This window comes from Candidatus Methylopumilus turicensis, assembly GCF_000953015.1.
Taxonomy (GTDB): domain Bacteria; phylum Pseudomonadota; class Gammaproteobacteria; order Burkholderiales; family Methylophilaceae; genus Methylopumilus_A; species Methylopumilus_A turicensis.
Window position 1 is genome coordinate 1,406,670 of record NZ_LN794158.1, and the last position, 25,537, is coordinate 1,432,206.

The window sequence follows — 25,537 nt, forward strand, 5'->3', positions numbered from 1 at the left end:
ACCCTTGAGTCAAAAAATGGTATTGATTGAACCGTGCTAAAAAGTGTCAAAAAATTTTAAATTTTCATTTGCTTTTAGGGTTTACTAATGAGGCATCAACTGTATTAGGGCCTTCAACAATTGATTGCGTTAAACCAACCCTATTAACACCAACCATAGCACCAGGCACAACCATTTCCGGACTTGGCCCTACTCCGCCAACCCCAATTTGAAATTCGACAGAAAGCTCAAACTTACCTTCATGTATCCCGTTAGTTTTTATCAATAGCTCTGTTAATTCTTTAATAGTTAAAGAATGTATTGGCTGCACTGTTTCGTTAGTGGGTTGTTGCATTCATTATCCCCCAACTTGACTGAATTGCTGAAGATGCAACCATTGTTCTTTCGCTAAAATCATCGTTAGACGCTGAATAATGATTATGAAAATGTGTATGTTTAACTTCAGCGTAACCAACACCATTTATACGATCTTCTATAGCTTTAGTAACAAACTCATTTAATGAAATGCCGGACATTACAGCTTGCTCAGCCGCTTTTTTATGTATTGATTCGCCTGTTCTTACATTAAAAGTCCCACTATATGGCTTATTAGGAGACTTTCCCGTTTCTTGGCAATACTGTAAGTATCTATCTACAGAGCTCTCAAAAGCAACCTGAATTTCTTGAACTGTATTCGCCTCATAAGTAATTAGATCGTCAATAAATAGAATTTTTCCATGCAAGCATTCATCTTCAACGCTAACCTCAATTGATCCTATATATGTTTTATATGTTAGAACACTCATCTTCTCAATCCTCTGGACCTTCATTTACAAAAATCAAAGCCTCTTTTGCATCTTTTATTTGATACGCTTTTAGAATTCCGCCTGGGTGAGTTTTAGACATGCTTACTCTATACCCATTCACATGCTCAAAAATATAGTGTGATCCACCATGGTCACAGTGATTACTAAATCCAGCTGAAGACATCACAGCAACTAAATTCTCCCAAGTGAAATCTCTCGGAGGCGGGCTTGAAAATAGCTCTTTTAGTCTTTTCTGTTTTTTTGACATGTGATTATGTATAAAAGTTTTTTCTTTAGCAACTAAAATCTAGTTGCTACCAAATTAATATCATTATGCAAATATATCAAACTCTAACCAATCCGTCCCAGCTAGTAGCTGTAATTCGGGCTTTTGTTACCTTGCTTCATCTTCCACGGCCTAGCAAAACCCTCGCTAGCTAACTTAATCGACCCTCGTCCCATCTTGCTGTTTATTAGGTCGATGGTGCTCATGAGACTTGTACTTCGACTAGTTGATTGCCCTGACGCAAACATATCTAACTGCGCTCTATTTCTTGGTATTAAGTCGCCCAAGCTTACTCCAGCCTTAGCGTATTTGTAGTCGCGCTTGTAGAGGTGTTTAGAGCCCATAACGCAATCTTTACTAATTGTCTGGTGTCATCGAAAAAGTCACTTTTCCGTTGACACAATAGTAACATATAATTTACTATCAACTCATGGCAATCAACGTTAAAGAATATATCCGAGAAGACGGAACCAATCCCTATAAAGACTGGTTTGATGACTTGGATACACAGGCAGCAGTTAAGATCACCGTAGTGGTGGCAAGACTGGAACTAGGCAACACTTCCAATATCAAATGGTTTGATGGGATTGGTGAGTTCGTCCTTGACTGGGGGCCTGGATATCGGATCTATCTAGCTAAAGATGGTGAAAAACTCATCATTTTATTTGGTGGCGGAACTAAGAAAAAACAACAAAAAGATATCGACCGAGCTAAAGAATTACACACTGAATACAAAGCCAGAAAAAAACAGAAGTAAAAGTAGTTGAATTACACAATACAAGACACGGAGAGATGCAATGGCACTTACAAGAGATTTTAAAGATACCATCTTAGAGCGAGTTAATCGCGATGCGCAATTCGCTCAAGCACTATTAGACGAAGCGGCAACATTATTCTTAAATAATGAGACTGAGACTGCTCGACTTATCCTTAGAGATTTAGTGAACGCAACAATTGGTTTTGAAGAACTTGCGCAAAAAACAGAAAAACCAAGCAAAAGCCTACATAGAATGCTTTCACAAAAAGGCAATCCAAGCATGGACAACCTAGCAGCTATTTTTGGTGCGGTACGTACACGCTTAAATGTTGGTATCGAAGCACATTCAGTAAAACTACCTCACTCAAAACAAAAGAGCGCACTAGTTTCTGCTACAGCCTAAGTGTCAACTTTTTTGACAGTCCTTTTCTGAAATGTCGGGATTCCAGACAGTTCAGATTTGTCCTATTACAGGACAAATCCACTGCCTATTACAAACACTAGGAGGCCTTAAACAGCTGATCATGACAAAGCTGCTATCTATGTAGCAGCTTTGTATTCTTCATGCGCTATTGCGTTAAATTAGATCGAAGTTGGTCGCGATAAAGATAGGTTTGTTAGGGCCTGTCTTTAAGCAATGCTTGGCCTGTAATGTCCATTCTTCAGATATACCACCGTCTGGATCATCAACTGTAATGTATAACTCTTGGCTCATTGGCAAATAAATACATACTCCGTTTACTTGTCGTTTGGTTTTGGTAATTGGATCGTAGTGCTGAATCCAAGAAGCTAAAGCCTCTGGCGCTTGATTGATCTGTGCCCTTGCGAGCTTTTTAGTCCAAGCTAGCTGTTCATCACCGCGAGCGTTGATTTCCCAACGATCATATTCAAATAGATCAATTAGGTATTTTGAGTATGGGTCACGGACTTCAACAGATCCGTTATAGATGGCTCGATGGAATAACCCTTTGCCGTATGTGCTGCCAAATTTCTCATTCATAAATCCTCTTACTGCTATTTCTCGTTCTTTCATGTTTTGTTCTCCATTTTTTAAGTTGCGCTAGTCGCTTAGTCGCCTTGGAGTAGAAGTCGCAGAAGAGAAAAAAGAGAGTCACTGTTGACTGTTGCTGTTGACGAGTTGCATGAGAGCTTCTCATTTGTGCAACCAGTTACCAGTAACAAACCAAGTAACAATGACAGTAAACAGCAACTTCTTTTTATTTCTTCTTGCGACTAACTCAACTTTGTAACAAAGCAACTCGCAAAAATATTTATCTCTTTAAAACTGAAAGTAGAATTTTTCTGGGGATTTTGAGGTGTTTTAAGTGGATCAATTTAACCAAAATGTTGAGATCAGGCAGATTTCGGTTGTCCATCTCGGCGAAGTGACATTAACTTTATGTGTGCCCATTAACCAAACAGGAGAAATTACATGAGCACATTAAATACTTTGAAGTTAGTCACAGCAGTTAAGCCGCAGCAAATGCCAGATGTTGTGAAACGTCGTTACAAGCTGGGCAATAAACTATGGGAACAGATTCAATTGGCACGAAGCCAGTTCTTAAATGAACCCTTCAAAATTACCAAGATGAAGACTGTCAAAAATATCGACACTGGCACTAGCGAAACCGTTGCTGTGAACAAGCGAATCCGTCCATGGTGGTTTAACAGTGACACTGGTTCGCTGTGCATAACGATTAAATACGGCACTAAAGTGATTGAGTTAGCCAAGGGCAAACCCAGCATTGAAGTCGCAGACAAAGATCAACTGATAAGTACATTAGAGCTGGTGAAGAAAGCAGTTGAAGCTGGAGAGCTAGATCAACAGATTGATCAAGCCAGTGGTGCACTTCGTAGCAACTTTAAGAAATAAGGGGAATGAAGATGAATTTGAATACTTATGAATGCTGGGTAAAAGTACCCGTTAGTAAGACTAGTACACAATCAACCAAAGTAAGAATTGAGGCCATGAATGCACTAGCGGCACGTGGTCAATTGAATGCCATGTATGGCCTAGCTAATGTCATTAGTTTACCAATGCAGGTGAGAAATTAAGTAACACTAGCGCATGGTAAATAATAGAAACACAAAGGAATCTTTACCATGCGCTATTACGAATTCGCAGAAACAATCATCAAACCACAAAAGCCTTTAACGCCAGATCAGGCACGCATCCAAGGCATGAAAAATCAAGTTAAGAACACACAAAAAGCTATTAAGGCTGAAAAGGCTCGTCAGAAGATTAAAGCTGGGCAGCTGGCACTAGCAAATATCAATTAGCTTTTGCTAATGGGCTAAGTGCAATAGTGACTTCTTCAGGATAGCGATACATAGCGCCAGTAATCATATCTGTAATACCAAAATCTAGAAGTACGCCAGTAACACCAGCGCCAGTTGCACCACTCACCACTTTGGTTGTTGATTGCTCGTATCCAGCAGCATTACAAACAATAATAATATCGTCTTTGTCTTTACCAACAAAAATCGTGCTAGATGAACTAGAGACTCTTCCAAGTTTTCCATCTCCAACTCGACTAACTTCACAAATGGTGTCTTTTGGTTCAAGTTTGAATGAGATGGCTTGCTGCGTGCCTTGAGTGATTGTTGCGCAACCATTCAATAAAACTAAGATTGATGATACTAATAGCGACTTGAATTTCATACGACTTTTCCTATTTGGATAAGTCGTTATTATTAAGAAGTCAGTCTCTCACGGAGTGAGCTTAAATAAAATAAAGTTAATTAACGATTTCTAATAATTTATCGTAACTGCTGACTTTGCAGAACTTAACCACACCACCAGTGATTGAACCAAAATGCTTTTCAGCGCAATGAATTTTCAGCTGTTCAATACCACGTAAGTCCATGTCAGAATCTGAGCCTTTAGTCTCAGCAACAAAATAGATATGCCGTACCTTTTCCTTATCAAACACTATCGCCCAATCAGGGCTGTAATTTGCGATTGGTGTAGGAATGTAAAAGCTCTTAGGTAGTTTTGCATACACAATGACTTCAACACTATTTTCAAGGTCTTTAGCAAAATTAGATTCGATTTTAGAGTCGGATGTTAAATAGTCATAAATGTGCTTTTTGAGGAGCTCTGAATCACGAAGTGCTGACTTGTCGTTTGTGAAAACCGTTTTAGCATCATAACGCTCTTCAGTCTTGTGATAAACAATATTGTTAATAATTAAACTAGCTTTGACCTCATTGATTAGCTTGCTGCATTTGGCAATAAACTCTTCAGGATTTTTGTGCAGCAAGTAAAATTTTTGTGAGTCTATAGCTTTCAAAATATCGACTACCGTAAGTCGAGTAAGATTTGTTTGTGATTCAATTTCGCCAACAATGTCATAGGTAGCATTGGTGTAGAGGTCGGTCTTTAATTTGAGATTCTGGCGTTCAGACTCAACAATCAAAGCACCTTCTTGCATTTGCTCTCTGGTGCCATCTTTTAGCTCACCGGTCTTAACTTCGTAGGTGCGGTAACTAATGTGCAAGTCTTTATTAATACGCCCGCGACTATCGCTAATCAACTTCTCTGTGTCAAAGTTAACTTCATATATAGTCTTAAAGTTGATCTTTTCCCAAAGGTCTTGGAATTCTTTCTTTTTGAAGTTGGGGTTAGTAGTTAGCACAATGGTCTTGCGCTCGTCTTCTGGCTTAAAGGACTCTCCCGTATAGATCGACTTAAGAAGCTTAGCAACAGCACCTCTAAAGGGCTCCAAGGTCTCCGGAAGCGGCATTTTACTTTGCTCAATCAACTCTCTGCCCAAGGAGGTGATTTTGTCATCTTCATCAATCACATCGTGCTTAAATAAAACCTTATTAAGCTTATTAGCTTCATCCTCAGTTAAGCGATGCTCCTCATCTTTTTTATTGAACAATACCTTACCAACAAAGAATTTAACTTCTGCCTTCTGTGGTCTATCTTTAAGTGTCGCAGCAATTTCAGTTTGTAATCCCTTAGCAAATGCTTCATAGCTTTCAGACGCAATAACAGTGAGCTTGTTGACATCGTGTACTTGGTCACCAATTAGTTCGAAGTCTTGGCGAACGCCACGCTTATCTACACATAAACGCATACCTCGGCCAACTTCCTGCCTTCTGCGTGTTTGGCTTCCAGTCTCAGCATTTTTTAGTGCACAAATTTGGAATACATTAGGGTTGTCCCAGCCCTCTTTCAAAGCTGAATGCGAAAATATAAAACGCTTAGGCTCTTCAAAGCTTAGCAAGCGCTCTTTATCTTTCATTATTAGGTCGTAGGCAGAAATATCATCAGACTCTTCGCTGCCGCGTTTAACCGTAGGGTCGATAGATTTGCCCTTTTTATCTATCGAAAAGTAGCCATCATGTACTTTTTGAGCATCATCGCGTTTCAGATATTCTAAGTAATTGCTTGGCATGTAGCCTTTATGAACGTTAGTTGGATCTGTTTCATGAAGGTAATGGTTGTATTCTTGATGAAATAAATCTACAAAGTCATTCACTGCATGTTTGTATTCTTCTTCAAAAATCTGCGCATACTCGCCTAAAGCTTGCTCTCCAGCTTCGTCATAAACTCGATATTTTTCCACTGAATCAATAAAGAAAAGACTTAGAACTTTGATGCCTTTGTCGAAAAGAACTTTTTCTTTTTGCAGGTGCGACATAATGGTCTCGCGGATTTGCACACGTCTAAAAGCGTGCTCATCCTTGTCATTCAGAATGTCACCCGGGTAAATATCTTCACCACCGATTACCACTTTATTTAGGTAGCCGCTTATTTCAGAAATAGTGTGATTTTTGTAAGCAGGTAGATTGCCAGAAAGCTCGAATAGGTTTGCGCCTTCACTTAACTTCTGCCTAACCTTCTTGACTCCGATATTATCGCGTTTTTCAAACTCAAGCATTGCAAAAGGAGGCTTAGAGGTGCTAAGAACAATCTGCTCTAAATACAAATAGCCCGTTGTACCTGTAGAGCCTTTAAGATTTATTCCTTTAACTTGAATCTTTTTAACTAAGCGTTTGTTGTAAGCATCTAATGCATCCAATCTAAAAACTTTGTTGTAATCGACCTTATGTGTTGCTGAGTAGCGCAGAGTAAAAAGAGGCTTAAAATCTTTCATACTTTCTAGGGTTGCAGGTCCATCTACTGATTGCGGTTCATCAATAATGATGATTGGATTAGTTTGAGCAATAATATCTATAGGGCGTCTTGTCCCAAACTGATCTAATTCTTGTTTGATTCTATTTGCGTCAACGCCCCTTGCATTAAATGCTTGAGTGTTAATAATCATGACACTTATACGGCTGTCAGATGCAAAATGTTCAATGTCTTGTGGGCGGCCTGAATTGTAGATAAAAGGAATTATTTTATGGCCGTATAGTTCCTGAAAATGGTCTTGCGTTACTTCAAATGACTTGTATGCACCTTCACGTATCGCAATGCTAGGGACAATGACAATAAACTTGCTCCAGCCATATTGCTTGTGTAACTCATACATAGTGCGAATATAAGTATAGGTTTTACCCGTTCCAGTTTCCATTTCGATGGTAAGGTTGTACCCAGCCTTTACGCTAATTGGGCGCTCAACACTTTGGCTCTCATTAAGATCATTAAGTCGCTGTACTCTCTTAATATTCTCCAACACCTGATTTTCAGTGATTTGAATAACGCTATTGCGATAACCAATATCTTCCAGCAATTCTGTCTCATAATCAAAACCTCTCATCCCATTAGCAATTTCTTTTGCTTTTCGGATAATGTTTTGACTACGCTCCAAGGTGAAGCGGTTGGACTTCAATGGCTGGCCAGAAAAACAATCAACAACAGCTTTTACTGCTTGAATTTGGAATGACTGCTCTTTAAATTGCAGCTTCATTACTAAACAACCTTCATTTCAGTCTCAGGGCTAAGCTGTTTTAGCAATTGTTTTACATTAGTTTTTGCGCTGTTGTCTTTAAAACCACTATCCCGAAATACCACACGCAGTGGTTTATCTTTGGCAATTTCTTTTGCAAAAGCTTCATCTAAGCCTTGGTCAAAAGAAGCATAAAGTGAATTATCAGCTACCTTAAAAACAGTTTTTCCGGAGATTTTAATAGATTCAATTTTTAAGCTAAGCGGCAATCCCCAATCTAGCATAACTTGTGCTAAAAGATCATCTGCTGTGCGATCAAGTTTTACATTGTCAGTAAACATATCCATTTTAGATTGGTCGTAATCTTGAGGGCTATAATAAACATCTTGCATGTTACTTTCATCTAAGCGAAAAACTCTGAAGCCACAGTCAATTTTAGAGCCCATCGCCTCAATAGTTTTTTTACCTGCCCTGCGAATACGCTCCTTACCGATATCACAAATGTTTTTAAATCCAGCTTTTGATGCTGAACTATCTTCACTTAATTGTTCCGGAAGTTGAACTAGTATAAATTTTCTTGATACTCCAGTTTCTTCTGCGCTCTTCCATACTGCTTGAGCTGTAGTTCCTGACCCTGAAAAAAAGTCTAAAACAAGATCATCACTATCAGATGCTTGCTCTATCAATAGCTGTATTAAAGAAACTGGTTTTGGATAATCAAAAAATTTCTCGCCATCAAACAATTCATTAACAATTTTTGTGCCTTCAGTATTAAATCCAATTCCAAATGTCTCACGATCAAGCCATGTTGAAATTGGCTTTGAATCGGTTTTGAGTTCATTGAAAAATTTCTTTAAACCTGGCCTTGTTTTGCCTTCTGGATGAAAAATAATTTTTCCTTCTTCCAGTAGTTTAGCCATGCTTGTCGGTGCAAAAGCCCAAACACGATTGGGATTTGCTGGGTATCTTATATTTGTAGCAGGGTCAACTAAGTCATAAAAACAATTTGGCCGCTCTTCTTTTGTGGAGCCAACATCTAAAGGATGCTTTGCCCATATGCCACGTGGATCATTGTCGGGGTTTGTATATGTTGTTGAGTCTCTAGCTATGCCATTTAATGTTCTTCCATAACACAAAATATAATCATGCTCTTGGGACGAATTACTCAATGCAATCTGTTTACCACTTGCTTGCCTAGTTTTCCAAACAAAACAAGCAATAAATTTATCATCTCCAAATACTTCATCACAAAGCTTTCTTAAATTTGCAATTTCAGAATCATTAATTGAGATGAATATTGCTCCATCATCCTTTAATAAATTTCTAGCTAATTTGAGCCTTGGATATATCATTGACAACCAATCTGAATGGTAACGACCTGAAGTTTCCGGATTAGCTTTCAAGCGATTATTAGATTCATCTTTTTGACCGCTTTCAAGAAGCTCAGTATTGGCATCTTTTGAAAAATTATCTTTGTAAACAAAGTCATTTCCAGTGTTATAGGGTGGATCAATGTAAATCATCTTGACTCTGCCGAGATAGCTTTGTTGCAAAAGCTTGAGCACCTCAAGGTTGTCACCTTCTATGTAAATGTTCTCAGTATTATCGAAATCGACTGAATCTTCCCGCACAGGGCGCAAGGTTTTAGTTATAGGCAAATTAGCGGTAACAATCGCTTCACGTTTGCCAGGCCACTCCAAACGATAACGCTCTTTGTTGCCCTCCACTACAGCATGATTAACCTCTTGTTTAAGTAAGTCAAAATCAATCGCTTTACCGTCTGCACCCTCTGTAACGCAATTGGGAAAGAGCTCTGCTAATTTTTCAAAGTTTTGATTTACCAAGTTTGGTGATTGCATATCAAGTTTGTCCATTTTTATACCCTAGTTTTTCTACTACCTATTAATGCTCTGTTGTTTCTGGAATAAGTTCTTGCAGCTCTAGCTCTAGTTTCTTAAGTTGGCCGTTCATAGCAACTTTACGATTAAATTGTTTTTCTTTGTATATTTTACGTTGAAGCTGTTCAATTTCTTTTTGTTTTTGAGCAATTAAACCAAAACGCAAAGTTTGCTCTTTAATACCTTCCCCATCATTCGCTTTCAAAGTTAGAAGCTCTTTAAGGACTTGCTCATACAAACCATTCAAATCTAAAGCGATAGGTAAGTTGGTTTTTACTTCATTTGCTTGATTGATACTTATCCATTCCGAACTAAAGTATTGCTCCACTAACCACTTAGATTCATCGGATTCATTGATTCGCTTGTAAGCCACTTTCACTTGTACTTTATCATCAAAGTAAAGCTGGAAAATGATAGGATGAAAAATCGCTTTATCTATACTCAGCAAAACTTTTTCATCAAGCTCTGATGTTTTTAGTTGAATATTGAACACCTGTATTTCTAGAAGGCTTTTAGTTGATGTTAGGTTAATTGTTTCTGGGGATAGTTTATAGGCCCAAGTGATTTGCTGAATCTGACTTACGAAGGCATCTTTAATAGACTTGGGAATGTTGGCATTTTCATAAAACTTAGTTTTAGGTATTGGCTTATTAACATAGGCTTTTTGAGGGTACTGATAAATTGCATACCCCATTAGTGTTTGCCTTGAGTATCGTGAATAACAATAAAGCTAATTAGCTCAAAGTCGTCTAGGCCTTCAATGGTATTAGATAAGGCTGTAGTTTTTCCATGAGTGAACAGACTGTCTAAATCTTTATCTTGTTTTACCTCAATCATCGTGCGGATAGCTTGGTCAAGCAAATTTGAACTTCGTCGCATATCGCGTCCATCTTGAGTCGCTTTGTTGAATAACTTACATGCCTCATTAATTGGCTCATACTCACCTTTGCATGCAGTTCGCGCTAAATCGAGCAAGCGTTTAACTTCAGTATGGTTATGAATAACCTCGCCATTATCCCCAATGTAAACTAGATAATAGGGATGCAATCTATTTTGCTGATTAATATTGACTGATTGATTGATATTGCGAAGAGTAAATATCACTCCCGGCACTAATCCTTTTTGTTGATTCGCCGGCACAACTGCGTGCATTCCTGATGGCAGGCTTTCTAGATCACCATTTGCTTTAGTATAGTTAAGCAAATCCATTCTGAAGTCATTGAGCCCCAAGTCTGTAATAGAGACGCCTGTTTTCACGTCCTCCATTTCAATTACTTCTTCTTGAAGCTTCCGTAACTGCTCTTTACGGTATGAAACGTCGTTTGCTTTAGCGTTTAAAACATTATCGTCGCCAGTCGCCGTTACATCAGCAATCACCATGCGGTTTTCAACACGCTCTTTTAGATTGATGTATTCATCTAAAGATATATCAGGCCAGTAGTTCACCAGCTGAATGCAATCATTAGGCGAGCCAATACGATCGACACGACCAAAGCGTTGGATAATACGAACTGGGTTCCAGTGAATGTCGTAGTTAATCAGATAGTCACAATCCTGTAAGTTTTGGCCTTCAGAGATACAGTCCGTCCCAATAAGAATATCTAGCTCCCTTGGCTCGTTAGGTAATACAACAGACTTTTCTTTTGATATTGGAGAGAACAGCGTAAGCAGTGCTTGGTAGTCATAATTCTTTTTATTGCTTCCGTCATTTAGCGTGGACTTTGGATTGTCAGATCCAGTTACCTTGCCAGTATGTAAGGCATGTGACTGCATAATAATGGGCGCTAGATTTTCATATAAATAATCAGCAGTGTCTGCGAATGCAGTAAAGATAAGAACTTTTTTATTATTTGGATTTATTGGGTGATCAATTTTTTGTTTAATCTGAGCGATTAAATGCTGCAGTTTTGAATCTTTTTCAGGTGTTACCAAATGCATTTCTGCAAGTAAGCTCTCGATAAAAAATAGATCCGCCCGTAAGTCTTCTTCCAAGCGAACAATATCCATATCAGATAGCTTGATTTTTACTTTACCTCCTATTGAACTCACCCCGCCTTCATCAATGTCTTCTTCTTCCGCTTCAAAATTTTGATCATTAATTGATACATCTTCAAAACCAGCGTCTGTGCCAGTGAGCTTAAAGGCTTCGATTTTTTCTAAGGTGCCTTGATGGTTATATTTGAGCTTTTCCAGAGTCAATCTGAATGAATGTACCGAGCTCTCCAATCGCTTAAGGAGATTGGTGGTCATCAATGCTACTAAACTTCTTTCTCTATCAACCTGTTTAAACTTTGCTTTCCCCTCACCAATATCAGTATCGTAAATTTCCTCATACTTCCTGATTCGACTGGGCAATATGTAAATTAGTGGGGAATAGACACAAAGTTTCAGCAAGCTAAGTTGTTTGAATATCTGGTTGAAGCCCATCACCCTAGTATCACTAGTTAACGGGCTATGGTATGAAATTGGTTTTAACCTTGTTGGAAATTTTCCAATGTCTGCCGTGTTATAGAACGTTTCAATATACTTCCTAGAGCGTGCGATTGTGACACTATCCAAGAGCTCAAAAAAATCAAAATCTAAAGTATCTAATATCGTTGCTGCAGTCCGTTGTTCAGCAGGCAGTTTTGACCACGCATTGAATGAAGCTTGAGCCCGACTAAATATGGTTTCAATATCACGCTCAGATTTGATTTTTGATTTGAGTGCAGATGAGTCCCCCTCATATGCAAGTGCCAATTGATTTTTTAAGTCGCTAAAGCGATTGTTGACAGGCGTAGCAGAAAGCATCAAAACTTTGGTTTTTACACCTTGCTTAATCACTGTATTCATTAACTTCTGGTAGCGAGTTTCTTTTTCCTTAAAGGCGTCGTTGTTTCTAAAGTTGTGTGATTCATCAATCACAACCAAATCGTAATTACTCCAGTTCACTTTGCTAAGCGGCATACCAAGAGACTCACCCGTTTTGCGTTGCAAGTCCGTGTGGCACAAGACATCGTAATTCAATCTATCCTTCGCTAAAATATTAGTTGTGAGGTTTCGATTGTAATTAAGCCAATTCTCTGCCAATTTCTTAGGGCATAAAACTAGAACAGACTTATTGCGGAGCTCGTAATATTTGATAACTGCCAGAGCAGTAAACGTTTTACCAAGACCAACACTGTCGGCAAGAATGCATCCATTGTAAGTTTCTAGTTTATTGATGATCCCTGTTGCAGCATCTTTCTGGAAATTGAATAACTTGTTCCAAATAACAGAGTCTTTGTATCCCGTTAAGTCATTTGGAAGTAAGTCGTCATTAATCTCGGATAGAAAGTCTTTAAAAATGTTGTAAAGCATTAAGAAGTAAATGCGTTCAGGAGAGTTTTCTTGATAGGCTGAAGAAATATGTTCACAAATAGCCTCAGTGACATCCTCAAGCTTCTCTTGATCATTCCAGATTTCGTTAAATAAATTCAGGTAAGTGTTGTTAAAGCAGCCTCATCTATCTTATTTACAATATTCGAAAATGCATCACTTCTTTGATAGCCCAAATCTGCTGCAGTAAACCCTGAAATTGGAAGATATACAGCTTGCTCCTCATCATTGATGCACGTCACAAATTGCTGCATCGGCGCTTTGGTTTTATTAGACTTAAAAACGGCTTTACTTTTAATCCAATCAGCACACTCTTTGGCAATAGCTCTTTGCGTTAGTTTGTTTTTAAGCTGAATCTCGAACTCTGTGCCATAAAAACTTTTCTCGCGGGACGCTTTAGGGATATGAAATTCACGAGTTTCTTTTTTTAGTTTGTCAGTAACTTCATTAGGGACAAAAGTAGGTGAAGTAAAAATAAACTGAAGCGAGTCGACCATCTCAAGCTCTTGTTTAAGAGCTTCATAAGCGTAAATAGAAAAGCAAGAAGCTGCAATCTTAAGCTTTGATCCTGGCTTAGCGGAATCTTTGAGATCGTCACCAAGAAGATTGTTTATGTTGTCAATTAACTTCATATCTACTTATAAAGCTTATGGGTTTCACTTATTATCAATTTCAATTCAGATATTAAATTCTGCGGAGATATTAACTCTACTTCACTGCCATGCTTCATTATATCCATTAACAACTCACGATTGTCGCTATAGGGAACTTCAAGCTCATAAGATCCATCCACTAAAAATTTACTTTTTTGTGCGGGGTGCCATTTTTCAGTTGCTACCCATTTTGCTCGTTCTGGCGAAAATCTTAGTAGAGCCCATTTCACTTCTTTTCCTGCAAAAATACCATAACCACTTCCAAGTTCAGCATTCAACTCATTGTCATCAATTTCATCAGCCTTTGTTTCTAGGATTTCTGCTTTTTTAATTGCATCTATAGAAAAGCTTCTGAGTGCATTTCTGGAATGACACCAACCATCTAAATACCAATTGTCACGATAATAAATTAGCCGTTGTGGTGAGATTTCACGATGTGTATTTTCATCTTTGCTGCGAGATTGATATTCAATGACTAATCGCTTTCGCTTAACTAATGCCAAGCCTATTTCTTGAAAATGCTCTAGATCGTATTTTCGTGAGCCCATCTTTTCAATCTTTACACGCTTTTGAATTTCTTCGAATGAGCTGTCTGAATCTTCAAGCATAGCTAACAATCTAGACTGCAGTGGTTTTACATGCTTGCTTAAGAGCCCATCACCGTCGAGATTACTCAGTAAATGCTGCATGGTCAGCAGCGCATAGATCTCTTCTGGACTAAACCACAAACCCGGTAAGGCATAGTTTTCAGAATTATTCTCAAATCGACAACCGTTTTGCTCTTTGTCATACACGATAGGGGCGTTTAGACGATCACGCATATATGCCAAATCGCGCTTCAGTGTAGCCGGTGAAACCTCTAGTCGATCTAATAGCTCTTGGAATGACACCGTTTTTCGGTCATTTAGTAATTGATCAATACGATATATACGTTCGTTGATACTCATATATTCAATCTTAATAAGGTATTACATGATTATGCAGTGCTCGTAGCTCATATATTGAGCTACAAATATTATCAACTGGCTCATTCTATGAGCTTCACAGGTATTCATACTTTTGACAAGCAATAATTATCAAGGAGTAACTGATGGAAATTAAGAGCAGATTTGACAGGTTGATAAAATTTCTAGACAGAATAGCAATCACCATAATCTTAGGGACTATAGCCCTATCAATTATTTTTGTATTTGCGTATGGCATCTATGATCATTTCAGGCACAAAGCCGATGAAGTCAAAATAGAAGCAAAGATTTCAGATAAGAGTGATGGAAAATCTGAGATCACTTTAAAGGTTGGCTACGTTCAGAAATACGGCAATTTATGGGTAGCTAACATTGAAGAGCCTAAAGATTCATATCGAGTGGGCTATGGCTCAACTGGTTCTATTACCCGCAACCTTCTTATCACCCCCGAGAATAGCGATAAGGTGCACTTACTTTTTGATAGTTATAAGAATAAATTTAGCTCGCTCAGACCTTTTCCAGACAACGACAGCCCGAAAGTATTTTTGTGCACTTACATTAAAAACTTCAATGACATTGTGAATGAGGATGAAGCCAAAATATCCATAATGATGTTGAGTGCTGACGGTGAGAAGCAAAAAACCATACTTGAGGGAGTCGACAAAGTTCTTAAAGCTGAGATGAGCAAAAGCGATGCAATCAACGTGATTTACTTTAAAGAGGGAAAGCTCATCAGCGCAAACTTCTCAATCAAGGATTTTAAATCAACGTCACAACCAGCAATCTTTGATCTTAAAAATACTGATCTTAAAAACTCAAAATTAATTTTAGGTGAATAATATGAAAAAACTTTTACTAGTTGGATTGTTATTTACACAGCAGGCAATGGCAGGCGGATATTACTATCCAGTACCAGCTAATCCTCAACCGCTTCAATATCTGCTTCCGCCAGCATACATCGTTCCACCACCAATTTACTATTCCCCGCCGCCTGTCTATATACAGCCTATACAACGAGGATATGTCCCGCCACCGCCAGAAGGATGGGCTGACAGCAAGATTGTCCCACTTCCTCCAAAAGTAGATTTACTACCAAATAATTAAGGAATTGTAATGACTATCTATAATCACACATTGACATTGCAAGACGTAGAAAGAATTTCGCTTAGTCATTTAATTAATGACGCTATCAACAAATTTAAAGAAGATCATCCAGATGGAAGCCCTCCTGTTCCATGGGTTTGGGAATCTATTCTAGATAAGTTAAGAAATGCTGAGATTAGATTATTATCCAGCAATAACTTTGGAGATAACGGGAATTCAATCTTTATGCATTTGCCCAATCCAAACTAGGTAATTAGTGAATCAATTTTTATGATCATAACTTCAGTACAAGGAAACATCACTGCCCAAGACGATTGTGATGCAATAGTTAATTCAGCGAACTCATCTATGCTTGCTGGATCTGGGGTTTGCGGAGTAATACATAAAGCAGCAGGTAAAGAGCTGGAACAAATGACAAAACATTTAGCTCCCCTTAAACCACCTAATGCAGTCATAACGCAGGCATTTAATTTACCCAATAAATATATTCTTCATGTGTGCACGCCTAAGTTTCATATTGATCTTAATCCCTATGCGCTATTAGGGGACTCTCTTCTTAATGTTTTTAGATTAGCGGAGGACAATAATATTCAGCGAATAGCATTACCTGCAATAGGAACTGGCATTCATAGTTTCCCAATGCCCGATGCTATTAATATCTACTCAAAAATCGCTTTATCGTTAAGAGAAACCGTATTACTTAAAGAAATAAGATTTGTATTTCAATCTGAACTAGATGCAAAGAGTATGTCCACAAGAATTCAAATTGATCAGCAATTGATATAAATGAAAAAGTGGAGCAAAAAATGAAAGGACTAAATCAAGCTGAATATGATGAGCTGGTGAAACTCTCGACAAAAGGCATTAAAAAAGCTACCGAAGATATTTTTTCTCTAGGCAAATCCTATGCTGATAGCGGTCAACCGGATAAGGCTGCCAAATTCTTTGAAGATGCTGCAATATCCTATCGTATAGCAGCCTTTCGCAATGCTTCTCAATTGGAAGACTCTCAGGGGAAGCATCAACAATTATTGAAAGATTTAGATATTTTCAGGGAGTGGATTATTGCATTCCCAAACGGTCATGTTTCACTACCTAAAGTTGTAGCAGGTTTAAACAAAAAAGATGTTGAATCTATAATTTACGGTGAATGTAAATCATCAACAGACATCGAGATTATTAGGCTTTATCGCTTTCTTAACTTTGCGCTTGAAGTATCTAACGAAGAATTTGCAAAATTAAATGGCAATCGTCCACTTTTTATTTGTGAGCTGATGTTTTCTTATTTTGGACTTGGAAAACAAACCTTTGATTTCAAAACTGCAACCATTGATTCGCGGATCGGAATTGATTTGTTAGCGATGAAAATTATAGAAAATGCATCAATTAAACATACCTAAGTTTTAGTCCACGACAAAGGTAAGAGTTAAAACTCTTTATTATTTATTTCAAAATTTTCATTGAAGTTGGACGGTAGTAATACATATTTTTATTAATTTAAGGAGCAAAAATGAATCAACTTAATTTTTTCAAATTAGCGCAATATTTTATGGTCGTCGCTTTTACTTTAGAAATTTATGCTGCAGTGATTAGTCGTGAAGAATTTAAGTCGTTCTTATTTTCCGCATATTCAATCTTGAGTTTAGTGACTTTTTTCCTTTTAAAAAGGAAGATAAATAGCCTTAAATTTAAATCCAATATTTAAATACCATGAAGTGCTTAGGTAAAGAATATTGCTATATTCTTTACCTAACCCTCTAAAGTCAGTTAACCAATTGATTTTTAATATCTCTTTGCTAGTGCCAAATTCGGTTGTCCTTAGCTAAATAAGAAAATAAGCTGCATTTAATATTTTCTTTATCAAGGAGCACTAAAAATGGCACAAGCAAAAACACTTTCTCAAGCAGAGATAGATCAAGTACTTCGGTACGTCAGTAAAAGTCGTTATGCGGGTCGTAATCGCTGTTTGATTTTGACTAGCTTTTGGTCAGGTATGCGGGTCGCAGAAATAGCTAACTTAAAGATGCGTGATGTATTAAACGAAGATCACACAATCAAAACTGAAATTCGTCTTTCAGCAGAACAAACTAAAGGCAATGAAGCAAGAGTTGTATTCATTCCTCAGAAGCTGCGTGATGAATTTGCAAGTTATCTAAAGACTAGAAAGATCTTCAATCCAGAGATTCCCTTTTTCCATTCCAGCAATCGACTTGGATTTACTCCAAACACCTTATGCCAGTGGTTTTTTTGGACTTATAAACGCTCAGGACTGAATAATGCTAGCAGCCACTCTGGCCGGAGATCGTTTATTACTTCACTAGCCACCAAAGGTGTGGGAGTGCGTGTTTTAGCGAGCCTAGCAGGCCATAAATCCATTGCTGTGACGCAAAGATATATCGACGTTAACGATGAGATGAAGCGTAACGCTGTTGAGTTGATTTAGGAGATTTGTCCTGTAAAAGGACAAATCTTTATTTGCCAATCATTACATATGAATCGGAAAAGTGTTTGCTTGGTACGCACTTATTAGCGCTAACATCCCTTCGAAGAAATCACCTTCAGCACTACCTGGCTTAGGCTCATTCTCAAAGTAAGGCGAAACAGCTTTGAGTGCTGCTTTGTAATCTGCTTCATTCTGAATAGGTTTAATGTCCATTTTGTCGACCTATCTTAGCGATGGACACCTTTACGCAAAATATCATTTGCGCGAGTCTGCCACCCAGTACCTGTAGCTCTTAATGCTTCAATCACTTCAACATCTAATCGCAAAGTTACTTGTGCTTTCGTGCCACTGCCCATTGGGCGACCTGGACCACGTTTTACCGTAGCCCTCACTCTATTCCACTCGTCATCTGTTAGTGGGACATTGTCAGCATCATTCGACGCTGCTGCGGTGATCAAAAGATCTTCTTCATCTGTTGGTCTAATTAATTTCTTGCTCATATCGTTCACACTCTCTTAAGTTGGCTTTTCTTAGACTAATAATTCTTCGTTCAGTTTTCTTATCCACAAACACCACAACATAAAGTCGTTGTTTCATTGGTACCAAACCAATTTGTCTAACCTCTCCATAATCCTGTCTATCATCCACCCATGACAGCATATCAACCCAATCCAGATGCTCAGCCTCTGCGAGAGATAGATTGTGCTTGGATAAATTAATAGCATCTTTGTTAGCGTCAAAAGTGAACTTCATAGGTAATTATTGTAGTGACATTAATTAAGATTTACAAATATTTTTTGTAGTTACGTAAATTATATTCTAAATGGGTAAGAAGATTTGTCTTGTAACAGGACAAATCCTCATATCAAGTAACTAGGATAACTGGAACTTGTTTTCAAATGCCCTTCTAAAGCCTTCTCGATAGACCTCTTCGAAGCGATCCTTCATATCCACTAGGTCAAAGTTAGTGTTATAAAGTGCCCCATAATAGTCATCGTCAAACATTGACTCACTATTGTTTAACAATGTTTCTTGTGCCGACAGAAAGTCATTACCACTATCCCACCAACCTAAAAAGGTTTGGTAGTCATCAAACCAATCGGACAAGGTATCTTGATCATCTACTGTCTTCACTTCAAACATCATGTAATCGAGCCCTGCTAGCTTCAGCATAGTAAGCTGCTTATTTTCATAACCAGTCACGGTCACAATATGACTCACGCGGCCGTGGCGATAATCCGCAAACTCAGACAGTTTTTCCGCTATTGGATCCGCTAGCGATGATGTTGGGGTAATCAACTCCATCTTAATATTTTCTTTGCCAAAAATACGCTCAACTGCTTCGTTGTATTCATGTCCAAATAGGTAAAGCTTGGGTGTAAATACTTTAGTCATTTCTAAATTCCTTTTAGGTCAGAGATTTGTCCTTTCACAGGACAAATCTCTATTGGGTTTAAGTTGCAGACAATGGGTTAAAGACTTTCACAACTGCTTTTGGTGGCAAGGTAACTTTTGCTACAGGTTTTGGCGCTGCTGCTTTGGCTGGCTGTGGATGCCTGATCTTAAAGACAACATCTTCTAGCTCACGCAGCAAACTACGATTACTAGAGTTAGCGCCAAGCTGCGTCGTTAAGAACTTTAAGATCTTTGCATCACTTAACTTCACACCCTCTTGTTTGAGAATCCACTTAATGCGTGGCAACCAATCTTCCGGCTGTGCAGCAGGCACAAACACTTTTGTACAGCGATCCAGCAAACCTGCATCTAGCAATTCAACATTGTTCGTTGTGAAGATGAACTGTGTTGCGAACATCATTTCATCGACAATATCGCGAAACGCAACCGCCGCCTTATGTGTGAAGTTCACCTCATTACTCACCACATAATTACGATTCTGACCTTCAATCGTGAATAGCTTGTAAAAATTGTTAGTGCAGCCAAACAATTCATTCACATCATTAATGGAGTTAAATTCCGTAGCGCGTAACAACTCAATCACTACCGGCTTTCCTTCCATTTCAGTCGGCAATAGCTTTGCTATCGTTGTCTTACCTGTTCCATAACTCCCATGCAGAATTAGCGGCTTAATGTTGTCACCACTAATGTAACTATCTAACTGATAGCGCACCTCCGAGTCTGAAATAATCACGTCACTCAATTTCTGAGGCGCGTATTTGTATTCAAAATTCATCACATATTCCTTTCCTAAAAGTTGGGGAGTGATTAGCTCCCCCTCAAATCAATTAAGCAGCCTCGAGCAGTTCCGCAGAGTTCAACACATCCAGCTTTGCTGTATCAGCCTCTTTTTCTAAACGCTCTTTCGTCACACGTTCTACGTGTGCGATTAGTGCTTCCGCAATTTTCTTAATTGAGGCTTGGATCATCGCGCTAGAGGCATCAGGTACTACGCTCAATACTTTCGTCTTGCCATCGACCTGCATCTTGCCAATCAACAATGTGTACTCTGCAGTATCGACTGCACTGACTAGATGTGTTTTAGGCACAATCGCAAGTGGATGCTGTAACTGCTCAATAAGTAGGTCTTTTACATCCTCTACTTTTGCTTCCAAAGTCATACGTTTTTTAATCGTTGCTTCTGTAGCACCTTTAGAAGAGGTAATTTCCTCCAATCCTCCCGCTTGTTTAACCCACTCTACAAAGTTAGCTACTTCAATTTCTTCTTTAACAGCCACGCGAAGTACACGTGCATAGCCATGAATACGACGGCGATCTGAATCAAATACGTAACGCACAATCAAATTCAATACTGAAGTACCTTCTTGCACTTTTAACTTACGCGCCTGAAGTGAATCTTTAATATTCTCGAGAAACACTTTTTCTGCTTTCGTGCCTTTAATGGCGTAATAAGAATCTAAACAACCTGCAAGCAATTCATATAAGGTGTTGTTCGTGCGGTCATAGTGCACTTGCCACTTATTACGTTTAACTACTAGCTCATCTAACTTCACCATTACACCGTTAGCCACGTTCAATTTCATTTCTTTATCTACTTTCATTTAAAGCTCCTTATCATCAACGCATCGTGTTGGCGAAATTGCCGAATTGCGTTGTACGAGCATTGAATCAAATTGGAACGGATAGTATTATGAACAAATACTTTTTATTCTTATTTGTAGACATTCATGCAAAAGAGACTTCCCTGGAAATTAAGGCCTGCAGATTTCAATCAGCCTGACTGGCATACAAGGCCAACCGTGGCTTATGAATTGATGTTTGAATATTTGAGATTGAGTCCTAGCTATGAGCTAGCCAGAAAAGCCAGTCAAGAAGGTCTGACCGAAGAAGATAAGAAAAAACTACCAAGCGATTTTGAGAAAGTATTAAAGACCTATGACTTATTAGGTGATGTTCAAAAAATATTATTTAGATTCTGGTGGATTGAACGAGGACTGAAGGTATTTGGTAATCCCTATAAGAAACCTAAAGTGCATCTAATCACTGACATTAAAGTTGGTAAAGAATTGGCAGCTAAGGATGTGCAAAGTGATTTAGATGGCTATCTAGAAGGAACAAGAATTGAGGAAGGTTTGGAGCGGACATTACTCTTAGCGTTACCTGTGGGTCTTAAAAAAACTGAATACAAAAAACAGATCGAGAAGATCCTCACTGAGCTTCAAGATGAAACAGAACAAGAAACACAGTCCAGAATAAGACTTCACGGACAACGTTTAAGAGCACCTGTGCTATTTAAAGGATTGAGACTTCTTTGGTTTAAAGCTGCCAAACCTAAATGGGCAGCATGGCGACTGGGCGCACATTCCAGATTCAGTGATTCGTATTCCAAAGAGTTAGATGTCACTAGCACCCGACGGTTAGATCGTGAAAGTACTGAAATCTATGACCGCCTGATGATGACCAAGATAACAACTCGTGCACTCAAGAAATATGAGGCGATTGCTGAAAATGCTGCGAGAGGTAAATTCCCCTGTGAAGATCCAGTTGAACAAGCCGACTTCAATTACCCAGCACTTGCCAAGCGAATAAAAAGTAAAAACACTTGGGAAGCAAATATTAAAAAGAAATTACAAGCTGAGCAAAGTTAATTTGTCCTGTTACAGGACAAATCTAAGGTCATTGACTCTAATTGTCAAAGAGATAATCATTAGCGATGTAGGGATTTTCCTACTCAATTAATGGGGACATCATCATGCCACTTCAGTGCAGCGATTGCCAAAACAAAGAACTCAAATTCCAACCATTGCAGTTTGAAGTTATTAAAGGTCAACCTAGAAGTGCATTTGGTTTAACTTGCACAAGCTGTGGTCATATTGAAGAAATCATCAAGATAAAAGCCCCTTCTAAACAGAGCCCTTCTGTCGACATGAGGAACTATATAAAAATAGTCGATTACAATGCACTAAAAACAAAATACGAAGCACTAACAAGAAAGTTAAATAGCATCAATATAAAAGCTCATGAAGTGAGCGCCTCTGGAGAAATTCAACTTGAGCCAATTGATCCCAAGAAACCTGCTGGCATTCTCAACCCTAAACTTCAACAGCAAAATTTAAATGCACAAACCCAAGCGGCACAGTCTTCCAACGCTGGCGCTAATCCTGCTGATCCAACAGCCCCTTCGTCTTAGTTCCCCGAAGCTGATCAATCGCTTGGATAACGCTTAAGTGAGAATAATGTTTTTCAATCATTAACACACTTGTTCCCATCTGCCTCGCTAGTGTGTGGATGGGAACATTATCATTAGTGAGTGCTAACGTTGCATAGGTATGACGAAGGCTATAAAACACTCTATTCTGCTCAGTCTTGGGATCAACTAACAAGTCATTCTCTTTAAGGAATATCGAAAACGTTCTCTGAAAACTGCCAATTGGATTGGTCTTATCAGGTGTTCTAAATATGAAGTCATTTGATGTCTTGGTAAGATTGATCAAAGCGTCATTAGTATTGACGGTGTAATTTCTAAGTGCGATTGCTCGAATGGAATTAACTGTTCGTTCCATACCTAATATTTGCCTAGCACCTGTCTTGCCACTTACCCTCAAAACAACACTAGTAAAATCTACAGCAAATTCTATTTGTCGCCACTTGATACCAAATAGCTCAATGCCGGGTCTTGCTCCTGTATCTAATAAACAGAATACATAATCCCGAAGCAGAAAACGGCAATCAATAAGATGTGCTGTTTTACCTCGTTCAGGCCAACCTACGAATGCTCGAATTAATCGTTTTACTTCTTCTAAGTCAAAGGCAGGTCTACGATCACCACTTTTACCTTTAGCTTCCAATTTAGGCCTTGTGACGTCATTTAAATAACCACGCATGACTGCCTCATCAAGTACGCGATTAAGTGCTGCGTTGTGTGTCATTAACGTGCTTTGGGTAGGCGGCTTTTTCATATTAGCCAATCGCCACTCATCGAATTCATCAATAGCTTGATAGTTGATGTTGGTAATCATTCGACTGCCAAAAAATGGGATGAGATATTTCTCAATGACGATCATGTAATCGGTATAGATAACCTTGCCAGTGCCAGCACGTTTCTCTTGCTGCATACGATCAACGGCAAGTATGGCAATGTCTTTAAATCTACGGGTAACGACTGGAATGTTAGAGCGCTTGCGAATCTCAGCTTCTATCAATAACTCTTTAGCTTTGGCGCAGGCTAGGTCGAACTTGTATTCACGGGTACTGGCACGAAGCCACTTGTGATCAACTTTATATCTACACTGCCATACTTCACTTCGCGGGGACTTATAGAGTACAAGCTCTCTGTTCATTAAGACATGTGTTGTTTCAGCTAGGGGTTTGCCCATATAGGGCTAATTTATGGTCTTTTTAGGGAATGGACAACCAATTAGCAGCCAATTTGACAACTTATACCTGTAAGAGTAGGTTCATAGTTAATACGATTTAATAAATTACAGGAATGCTATGAAACCATCCAATTTCTCATTAAAAATATTAGCGCTAATTATTCTGTTTTTTACATCAAGCGCACATGCCGATTTAGCTTGTGAAAATGAGAAATCCTGGCGATATGATGATCAATGCCGGACTGGAGTTATTGAAGAGATGGATCTCGAACTTAAAACTAGATTGGCAAAATTAAGTAAGAATTTAGATTCACATCGAATGGAGTTAGTTAACAAATCTCAAAAATCTTGGGTTGAATATATGAGGTCTGAGTGTGAATCCGAGGGAGATCTAACAAGGAATATGAAGAGCGGGCGAATGGAATGGGGAACAATGCAAAGCTTTGACATAAGTTGGTGTAAAGGCAGAATGATCCAGCGAAGATTACATGAACTTCATTTAATTGAATTTAGAAGTAATATTGAACCAAGATCGCAACCTCCAAAAAAACGTTTTGAAGGCTAAAAGCTTGCAAACGAGTCCCAGTTATCTAAGCAAGCTTTGAGTATTTGCTTTCGGCCTGTGGTTATATCCTTTCCATTGTTTCTTGAGTATCGATCTATTTCTTGCAATTGAATAGTTAGATTCTTGACGCACTTATTCACACTCCAACCAGAACTTCTTGCCTTAGAAACAAAAGCAATAAACTCTGGGTACTCTTCTAGATTTTCTGAACGGTTGCTTGCAGGAAGCTTTAACACAACACGAAATGCGTAAATTGAAGCCAAAGCTGGTTGGATAATATTGATCATAAGGTTAATCAGTTGAATATTTCTGATTTGATTATTCTACCCTGAAGTTGCGTAACAACCCCTCCATGCTTATGACTAGTCTTTTGAAATAATGGACAACCGAACAGGCATCAGAAATCTTTTAACCGATCTCTAAAAGGGTCTAAAACAGAGGGTTGGCTAATTTCATTATAAAAATAGTCGATAAAATTAATAGTTGAGCTAATTGCCCACACCGAGAAACTGTGAGACGCCCACGCTCTAGGGAATATTGGCTCTTCTGCCAAAAATTCAGATTGATGGAATTTGTGCTCTAGAAGTTTAGATAACTTTTCGTGCTTATCTTGCTCTTCCATCCACTCAGGACAAAAATGAACAATTGCATTTCTTAACTTGATAAGTGCTGATATGTTTTGTGTTATTGCCTCACCGATATCTAAACGCTTTCCTGATACTAGAGATAACGCTACTGAATACTTTCTTAGTATAGACTCCCTTTCCAAAATCTCACTCAACTCGATTGATGCAGAATCGTTCACAGTGGATTTTAAAATACCCCCCTCAAAGTAAACTTCATTTACAAATCCTTCTAAAGAAGCAACAGTTAATGTACAAACGGCCATTGATTGCTGAAGAACCTCCTCCCAAAACCCACCAAATGGTTGTCCTTTATTCTCAATTTCGATGCACTTTATCCTGTTCGAATAACGACAGGCTGCAATCAAATGGTGTAAGGCAAGATTTACGCGTAGCTTTGCAGATACTGTTGCCACAGAACTTACGCCTACGGTTGCTTCAGCATTTACTATAGTCATTTAAACTT

General features: G+C 38.5%; 34 protein-coding genes. 14 read left to right on the plus strand and 20 right to left on the minus strand.

Translation table 11 applies throughout. From position 1 onward, the window contains the following. Positions 1 to 64: 64 nt before the first annotated feature. From BN1209_RS07045 to BN1209_RS07060, 4 genes are all read right to left on the minus strand, one after another. Complete coding sequence (locus BN1209_RS07045) at positions 65 to 334, minus strand: hypothetical protein (RefSeq protein ID WP_045751546.1); 270 nt, start codon at positions 332 to 334, stop codon at positions 65 to 67. Beyond that, the gene (locus BN1209_RS07050; RefSeq protein WP_082048466.1) at positions 318 to 785 is read right to left on the minus strand and encodes a type II toxin-antitoxin system HicB family antitoxin; all 468 of its coding nucleotides are present in this window, start codon (positions 783 to 785) and stop codon (positions 318 to 320) included. Before BN1209_RS07050 ends, BN1209_RS07045 begins: the two co-directional genes overlap by 17 nt. Positions 786 to 789: 4 nt before the next feature. Next, the gene (locus BN1209_RS07055; protein ID WP_045751547.1) at positions 790 to 1,053 is read right to left on the minus strand and encodes a GNAT family protein; all 264 of its coding nucleotides are present in this window, start codon (positions 1,051 to 1,053) and stop codon (positions 790 to 792) included. A 101-nt stretch (positions 1,054 to 1,154) separates the two neighbouring features. Continuing rightward, positions 1,155 to 1,415 carry a DUF4113 domain-containing protein gene (locus tag BN1209_RS07060; protein ID WP_045751548.1) on the minus strand — a complete coding sequence of 87 codons (261 nt, stop codon included), beginning with the start codon at positions 1,413 to 1,415 and terminating at the stop codon, positions 1,155 to 1,157. 86 nt (positions 1,416 to 1,501) lie between these two features. Between BN1209_RS07060 and BN1209_RS07065 the strand changes: the two genes are divergently transcribed. Next, entirely contained in the window at positions 1,502 to 1,828 is a 327-nt protein-coding gene (locus BN1209_RS07065; protein ID WP_045751549.1) for a type II toxin-antitoxin system RelE/ParE family toxin, read from the plus strand. Positions 1,829 to 1,868: 40 nt separating this feature from the next. Further along, complete coding sequence (locus BN1209_RS07070) at positions 1,869 to 2,231, plus strand: helix-turn-helix domain-containing transcriptional regulator (RefSeq protein ID WP_045751550.1); 363 nt, start codon at positions 1,869 to 1,871, stop codon at positions 2,229 to 2,231. Between the two features lie 174 nt (positions 2,232 to 2,405). Here the strand turns inward: BN1209_RS07070 and BN1209_RS07075 are convergent, their stop codons facing one another. Further along, positions 2,406 to 2,828, minus strand: a complete 423-nt coding sequence (locus BN1209_RS07075; protein ID WP_045751551.1) for a hypothetical protein — start codon at positions 2,826 to 2,828, stop codon at positions 2,406 to 2,408. A 432-nt stretch (positions 2,829 to 3,260) separates the two neighbouring features. Between BN1209_RS07075 and BN1209_RS07080 the strand changes: the two genes are divergently transcribed. From BN1209_RS07080 to BN1209_RS09180, 3 genes are read left to right on the plus strand one after another with little or no spacing between them, the layout of a single operon-like run. Continuing rightward, positions 3,261 to 3,701, plus strand: coding sequence for a DUF6641 family protein (locus BN1209_RS07080; RefSeq protein WP_045751552.1), 441 nt, complete (start codon positions 3,261 to 3,263; stop codon positions 3,699 to 3,701). An 11-nt stretch (positions 3,702 to 3,712) separates the two neighbouring features. Further along, the gene (locus BN1209_RS09175; RefSeq protein WP_171816512.1) at positions 3,713 to 3,883 is read left to right on the plus strand and encodes a hypothetical protein; all 171 of its coding nucleotides are present in this window, start codon (positions 3,713 to 3,715) and stop codon (positions 3,881 to 3,883) included. A gap of 48 nt (positions 3,884 to 3,931) precedes the next feature. Next, positions 3,932 to 4,108 (plus strand): hypothetical protein, encoded by a 177-nt coding sequence (locus tag BN1209_RS09180; RefSeq protein ID WP_171816513.1) that lies wholly within the window; start codon positions 3,932 to 3,934, stop codon positions 4,106 to 4,108. Here BN1209_RS09180 and BN1209_RS07085 read toward each other — a convergent pair. The 7 genes from BN1209_RS07085 to BN1209_RS07110 all read right to left on the minus strand — a co-directional run bounded on the left by BN1209_RS07085 (position 4,101) and on the right by BN1209_RS07110 (position 14,526). Then, positions 4,101 to 4,490, minus strand: a complete 390-nt coding sequence (locus BN1209_RS07085) for a hypothetical protein (protein ID WP_045751553.1) — start codon at positions 4,488 to 4,490, stop codon at positions 4,101 to 4,103. The genes BN1209_RS09180 and BN1209_RS07085 overlap by 8 nt on opposite strands. Before the next feature lie 76 nt (positions 4,491 to 4,566). After that, complete coding sequence (locus tag BN1209_RS07090) at positions 4,567 to 7,593, minus strand: type III restriction-modification system endonuclease (protein ID WP_197539009.1); 3,027 nt, start codon at positions 7,591 to 7,593, stop codon at positions 4,567 to 4,569. A gap of 101 nt (positions 7,594 to 7,694) precedes the next feature. Beyond that, entirely contained in the window at positions 7,695 to 9,545 is a 1,851-nt protein-coding gene (locus BN1209_RS07095; protein ID WP_045751555.1) for a site-specific DNA-methyltransferase, read from the minus strand. Between the two features lie 28 nt (positions 9,546 to 9,573). After that, positions 9,574 to 10,263, minus strand: a complete 690-nt coding sequence (locus tag BN1209_RS07100; RefSeq protein ID WP_045751556.1) for a DUF4391 domain-containing protein — start codon at positions 10,261 to 10,263, stop codon at positions 9,574 to 9,576. Then, a complete protein-coding gene (locus BN1209_RS07105) occupies positions 10,263 to 12,908 on the minus strand; it encodes a DEAD/DEAH box helicase (RefSeq protein ID WP_197539010.1) in 2,646 nt (881 codons plus the stop codon). Before BN1209_RS07105 ends, BN1209_RS07100 begins: the two co-directional genes overlap by 1 nt. Before the next feature lie 116 nt (positions 12,909 to 13,024). Continuing rightward, positions 13,025 to 13,558 carry a phospholipase D-like domain-containing protein gene (locus tag BN1209_RS09210; RefSeq protein WP_197539011.1) on the minus strand — a complete coding sequence of 178 codons (534 nt, stop codon included), beginning with the start codon at positions 13,556 to 13,558 and terminating at the stop codon, positions 13,025 to 13,027. Between the two features lie 2 nt (positions 13,559 to 13,560). Beyond that, positions 13,561 to 14,526 (minus strand): helix-turn-helix transcriptional regulator, encoded by a 966-nt coding sequence (locus tag BN1209_RS07110; RefSeq protein WP_045751557.1) that lies wholly within the window; start codon positions 14,524 to 14,526, stop codon positions 13,561 to 13,563. Positions 14,527 to 14,669: 143 nt separating this feature from the next. On the opposite strand from BN1209_RS07110, the gene BN1209_RS07115 reads away from it, so the two are divergent. From BN1209_RS07115 to BN1209_RS07145, 6 genes are all read left to right on the plus strand, one after another. Continuing rightward, positions 14,670 to 15,383: a hypothetical protein gene (locus BN1209_RS07115; protein WP_045751558.1), complete on the plus strand. Its 714-nt coding sequence runs from the start codon at positions 14,670 to 14,672 to the stop codon at positions 15,381 to 15,383. A 1-nt stretch (position 15,384) separates the two neighbouring features. Then, positions 15,385 to 15,648 (plus strand): hypothetical protein, encoded by a 264-nt coding sequence (locus BN1209_RS07120; protein WP_045751559.1) that lies wholly within the window; start codon positions 15,385 to 15,387, stop codon positions 15,646 to 15,648. Between the two features lie 9 nt (positions 15,649 to 15,657). Beyond that, the gene (locus BN1209_RS07125; protein ID WP_045751560.1) at positions 15,658 to 15,897 is read left to right on the plus strand and encodes a hypothetical protein; all 240 of its coding nucleotides are present in this window, start codon (positions 15,658 to 15,660) and stop codon (positions 15,895 to 15,897) included. Positions 15,898 to 15,918: 21 nt separating this feature from the next. Continuing rightward, positions 15,919 to 16,434: a macro domain-containing protein gene (locus tag BN1209_RS07130; RefSeq protein WP_045751561.1), complete on the plus strand. Its 516-nt coding sequence runs from the start codon at positions 15,919 to 15,921 to the stop codon at positions 16,432 to 16,434. A 20-nt stretch (positions 16,435 to 16,454) separates the two neighbouring features. After that, entirely contained in the window at positions 16,455 to 17,048 is a 594-nt protein-coding gene (locus tag BN1209_RS07135; protein WP_045751562.1) for a hypothetical protein, read from the plus strand. A gap of 476 nt (positions 17,049 to 17,524) precedes the next feature. Next, the gene (locus tag BN1209_RS07145) at positions 17,525 to 18,091 is read left to right on the plus strand and encodes a tyrosine-type recombinase/integrase (protein ID WP_045751564.1); all 567 of its coding nucleotides are present in this window, start codon (positions 17,525 to 17,527) and stop codon (positions 18,089 to 18,091) included. Positions 18,092 to 18,133: 42 nt separating this feature from the next. On the opposite strand, the gene BN1209_RS09185 is transcribed toward BN1209_RS07145, so the two are convergent. The 6 genes from BN1209_RS09185 to BN1209_RS07175 all read right to left on the minus strand — a co-directional run bounded on the left by BN1209_RS09185 (position 18,134) and on the right by BN1209_RS07175 (position 21,108). Then, positions 18,134 to 18,304: a hypothetical protein gene (locus BN1209_RS09185; RefSeq protein WP_171816514.1), complete on the minus strand. Its 171-nt coding sequence runs from the start codon at positions 18,302 to 18,304 to the stop codon at positions 18,134 to 18,136. Between the two features lie 14 nt (positions 18,305 to 18,318). After that, positions 18,319 to 18,591 carry a BrnA antitoxin family protein gene (locus BN1209_RS07155; RefSeq protein WP_045751565.1) on the minus strand — a complete coding sequence of 91 codons (273 nt, stop codon included), beginning with the start codon at positions 18,589 to 18,591 and terminating at the stop codon, positions 18,319 to 18,321. Next, complete coding sequence (locus BN1209_RS07160) at positions 18,572 to 18,844, minus strand: BrnT family toxin (RefSeq protein ID WP_045751566.1); 273 nt, start codon at positions 18,842 to 18,844, stop codon at positions 18,572 to 18,574. The genes BN1209_RS07155 and BN1209_RS07160 overlap by 20 nt, the downstream gene beginning before the upstream one ends. Positions 18,845 to 18,964: 120 nt before the next feature. Then, complete coding sequence (locus BN1209_RS07165) at positions 18,965 to 19,486, minus strand: hypothetical protein (RefSeq protein ID WP_045751567.1); 522 nt, start codon at positions 19,484 to 19,486, stop codon at positions 18,965 to 18,967. A 58-nt stretch (positions 19,487 to 19,544) separates the two neighbouring features. Then, positions 19,545 to 20,282 (minus strand): AAA family ATPase, encoded by a 738-nt coding sequence (locus BN1209_RS07170; protein WP_045751568.1) that lies wholly within the window; start codon positions 20,280 to 20,282, stop codon positions 19,545 to 19,547. 52 nt (positions 20,283 to 20,334) lie between these two features. After that, on the minus strand, positions 20,335 to 21,108 hold the full coding sequence (locus tag BN1209_RS07175; protein WP_045751569.1) for a hypothetical protein: 774 nt from the start codon (positions 21,106 to 21,108) through the stop codon (positions 20,335 to 20,337). Positions 21,109 to 21,234: 126 nt separating this feature from the next. Here BN1209_RS07175 and BN1209_RS07180 point away from each other — a divergent pair, with 126 nt between their 5' ends. Both BN1209_RS07180 and BN1209_RS07185 read left to right on the plus strand, forming a co-directional pair. Next, entirely contained in the window at positions 21,235 to 22,155 is a 921-nt protein-coding gene (locus tag BN1209_RS07180) for a hypothetical protein (RefSeq protein ID WP_045751570.1), read from the plus strand. A gap of 155 nt (positions 22,156 to 22,310) precedes the next feature. Continuing rightward, the gene (locus BN1209_RS07185; protein WP_144402562.1) at positions 22,311 to 22,697 is read left to right on the plus strand and encodes a hypothetical protein; all 387 of its coding nucleotides are present in this window, start codon (positions 22,311 to 22,313) and stop codon (positions 22,695 to 22,697) included. Here the strand turns inward: BN1209_RS07185 and BN1209_RS07190 are convergent. Beyond that, the gene (locus BN1209_RS07190) at positions 22,663 to 23,847 is read right to left on the minus strand and encodes a site-specific integrase (RefSeq protein WP_171816515.1); all 1,185 of its coding nucleotides are present in this window, start codon (positions 23,845 to 23,847) and stop codon (positions 22,663 to 22,665) included. The two genes, BN1209_RS07185 and BN1209_RS07190, sit on opposite strands and share 35 nt — an antisense overlap. A 154-nt stretch (positions 23,848 to 24,001) precedes the next feature. Here BN1209_RS07190 and BN1209_RS07195 point away from each other — a divergent pair, with 154 nt between their 5' ends. Beyond that, on the plus strand, positions 24,002 to 24,448 hold the full coding sequence (locus BN1209_RS07195; protein ID WP_045751572.1) for a lysozyme inhibitor LprI family protein: 447 nt from the start codon (positions 24,002 to 24,004) through the stop codon (positions 24,446 to 24,448). 397 nt (positions 24,449 to 24,845) lie between these two features. On the opposite strand, the gene BN1209_RS07205 is transcribed toward BN1209_RS07195, so the two are convergent. Beyond that, positions 24,846 to 25,529 (minus strand): hypothetical protein, encoded by a 684-nt coding sequence (locus BN1209_RS07205; protein WP_045751574.1) that lies wholly within the window; start codon positions 25,527 to 25,529, stop codon positions 24,846 to 24,848. Positions 25,530 to 25,537: the final 8 nt, after the last annotated feature.